This is a genomic window from Xenorhabdus hominickii (genome assembly GCF_002632725.1).
GTDB classification, from domain to species: Bacteria; Pseudomonadota; Gammaproteobacteria; order Enterobacterales; family Enterobacteriaceae; genus Xenorhabdus; species Xenorhabdus hominickii.
Window position 1 is genome coordinate 1 of record NZ_NJAI01000027.1, and the last position, 2,413, is coordinate 2,413.

Sequence of the window (2,413 nt, forward strand, 5' to 3'; positions counted from 1 at the left end):
GCTTGGCAATCACAGTTAGAGAAGATAAAACAAAGGTTCAAATCAACTATAACGGAAATCGTTATAGTTGCCGCAGACGGTAAAAAGAGGGAAATGACTCGCCTCGCTCTTCGTAAGTTGGCTGGCTGGTTAGCCACTATCAGCCCTAACAAGGTTAAGCCTGAAATTAGGGGCAAGGTGATCCGTTATCAGGATGAGTGCGATGATGTCCTCTATGAATACTGGACAAAGGGCATAGCGGTTAATCCCCGCAAGCGCAGTGTTATGGAAGAACTGAATCAGGCCTGTGCTGACTTTAAAAGAGACAAGCAGATCGCCAGTGTGTTTGGTACTGGCCTCAACGAATGGAAGAAGGTCAGACCTGAACATGAAAGCAAAATAAAAGGATTGGTCGGACAGGCTACTGATTTAGTTCTGGATCTTGCTTTAGCCGAAATAGGTAAGGGTAAAATAACACGCACCGAATCAAGGTGAGTAATATGAAACTCAACAGCCAGTATTTCACTCTCGGTGCTCTGGTGATTGTCTCTGGCCTGCTGTGGTTCTACTACAGCAAGTATCATCAAAAGGCCAAGGATTATAGCGAGCTGGACACGAAGTATCAGCATCAACAGGTCATGACCGCCAACACCTTTCAGACTGTCAGGATATTCAATGATATCTCACGCATTAATAGCGAAAACCGGCATCGGTCAGCCGTGGATTCTGAGCAGACTAAAACAGCCATCAAAGATGCGGTGGTTAATCATGATTGCGCCCATCGCCTTGTGCCTGATGGGGCTGTTATCCGGTTGCAGCAACACACGAACCGAATACGTTCCGGTGCCACCGGTACCCATTCCGGCACTTCTGCTCGCTGATTGTTTGCCTCCTGCGATACCCGACAAAATGACATGGAGTGACAGTCTCATTCTGAATGAGCAGTTACTGACGGTCATTGAGCAGTGCAATCTGGATAAGCAGGCGATACGGGAAATAGAAGAGAACACATTACCACCGCAGAGCAAATGATACTGGGGTGGCAGGAGCCATCCTGTCTCCTGCTTGATTGTTATTATAAACAGAATGCCTCCCCTAGCCATCCCGGATGTTCCGAATGACAGTTAACTGCACACTCTTCATATAGTGGGGGTATTAGAATCACAGGTGCGCAGGCAATAGCGTAAGTCTGCATTGAAGCTAAAAGAGTCGTGCCTGCCACTAGAGCAAGAAGAAGATATTTTTTCATAATCATTCTCCACATCTTTTACAACGTTATTATCACAAAAACTGGTAAATCTAATAAACCCATCTTCCCCTAATAACAAGCGAATAATACTTAACAATTAGTTACTCTCTGAAACTAAAGTCAATATTTCTTTGCCCACTCCCTTGAGTGGTTAAAGGAATACCCAAGCCATCACCTCCCGTGGTGGCATTTTTATTTGCGCCGGGTTATCGCCGTCTGCCGGTATTAGCTGAGACCTGTTTCCTTAGCATCAAGCGTACCGACAGAATCAAAATAACCCATGCCACCGTGTAGGACGGTCATTATCAGCAACATCCGCTGTAGGCAGACGAAGTGATGTGACAGCCGGAGAGACGGCCTACATTGCCATCATGATTCATTGAGTCGTGATAGCTATGCAGTAGAGACCAAAGTCCGATTATCGGACATTGCCCATGTTTAGGGCGCTTGCGAGGACTTTTATATAAATCAAACCAGTTATTTATTCTGAATGAGGGTAAAACACGATGATGATGATACTTATCAAAGAAGATGGCAGCGCATCTATAACGGCTGATGGATACTCAGCATGGTATGACAAGGAAGGGAAGCAAAAGATGGCCATAGGTGAAAAAGCTCCGCCAAAGCTCTGCATTTATGATGAATCCAAACAAAAGGTGGAAAAGGAACAGGCGAGTAAAACCTATGACGCAGGTATGACACTGGCAGTAGATGCAGGAGCTAAAGTTGAAATTACTGCCGATAGCTTCAAGATCCGTGATTCAGAAGGGAAGGTGAGAGCAGTCATTAAGCCTCTTGACCTAAAATCGGCTGGCATTGATTCAGCCAAAATAACCAAAGCCAGCCATGGCGATCACCTCCGCCAGCTAGTCCGTGAAGAAATACGCCAGTTCGTCAATCGTGAGAGTCGATGTGGCGGACTGTTCTCAACGTGGTGACGCTATGCCGCCCCGTATCCCCCGCGCCTGTCGCAAGTCAGGCTGTCCCAAGACCACCACCGACCGAAGCGGCTACTGTCCTGACCACCTGCACACCGGCTGGCAGAATCACCAACAAGGCAAGAGCCGACATGAACGCGGTTATGGTAGCCCATGGGACAGATTAAGGGCCACCATCAAGGCCAGAGACAAGCACTTGTGTCAGCAATGCCTGCGTCAAGGTCGGGCCGTGACAGGGACAACGGTT

4 protein-coding genes and 1 pseudogene are annotated in these 2,413 nt (G+C 47.4%); all 5 read left to right on the forward strand.

Annotated elements, in window-relative coordinates:
* The coding region (locus Xhom_RS24655) for a phage antirepressor N-terminal domain-containing protein (protein WP_099140118.1) at window positions 1–474 on the forward strand (474 nt) is incomplete at its 5' end.
* Window positions 475–479: 5 nt separating this feature from the next.
* Entirely contained in the window at window positions 480–860 is a 381-nt protein-coding gene (locus tag Xhom_RS24660) for a hypothetical protein (protein WP_069315753.1), read from the forward strand.
* Window positions 775–1,011 carry an Rz1-like lysis system protein LysC gene (gene lysC, locus Xhom_RS47320; protein ID WP_418384823.1) on the forward strand — a complete coding sequence of 79 codons (237 nt, stop codon included), beginning with the start codon at window positions 775–777 and terminating at the stop codon, window positions 1,009–1,011. The genes Xhom_RS24660 and lysC overlap by 86 nt, the downstream gene beginning before the upstream one ends.
* Before the next feature lie 723 nt (window positions 1,012–1,734).
* Complete coding sequence (locus tag Xhom_RS24670) at window positions 1,735–2,166, forward strand: hypothetical protein (RefSeq protein ID WP_069315754.1); 432 nt, start codon at window positions 1,735–1,737, stop codon at window positions 2,164–2,166.
* 4 nt (window positions 2,167–2,170) lie between these two features.
* Window positions 2,171–2,413, forward strand: a pseudogene (locus Xhom_RS24675) (HNH endonuclease); the annotation flags it as partial.

Bases quoted from the DNA above. Each gene is read 5' to 3' on its own strand.
- Xhom_RS24660 (WP_069315753.1), top strand. From the start codon at position 480: ATGAAACTCAACAGCCAGTATTTCACTCTCGGTGCTCTGGTGATTGTC.
- Xhom_RS24670 (WP_069315754.1), top strand. From the start codon at position 1,735: ATGATGATGATACTTATCAAAGAAGATGGCAGCGCATCTATAACGGCT.
- lysC (WP_418384823.1), top strand. From the start codon at position 775: ATGGGGCTGTTATCCGGTTGCAGCAACACACGAACCGAATACGTTCCG.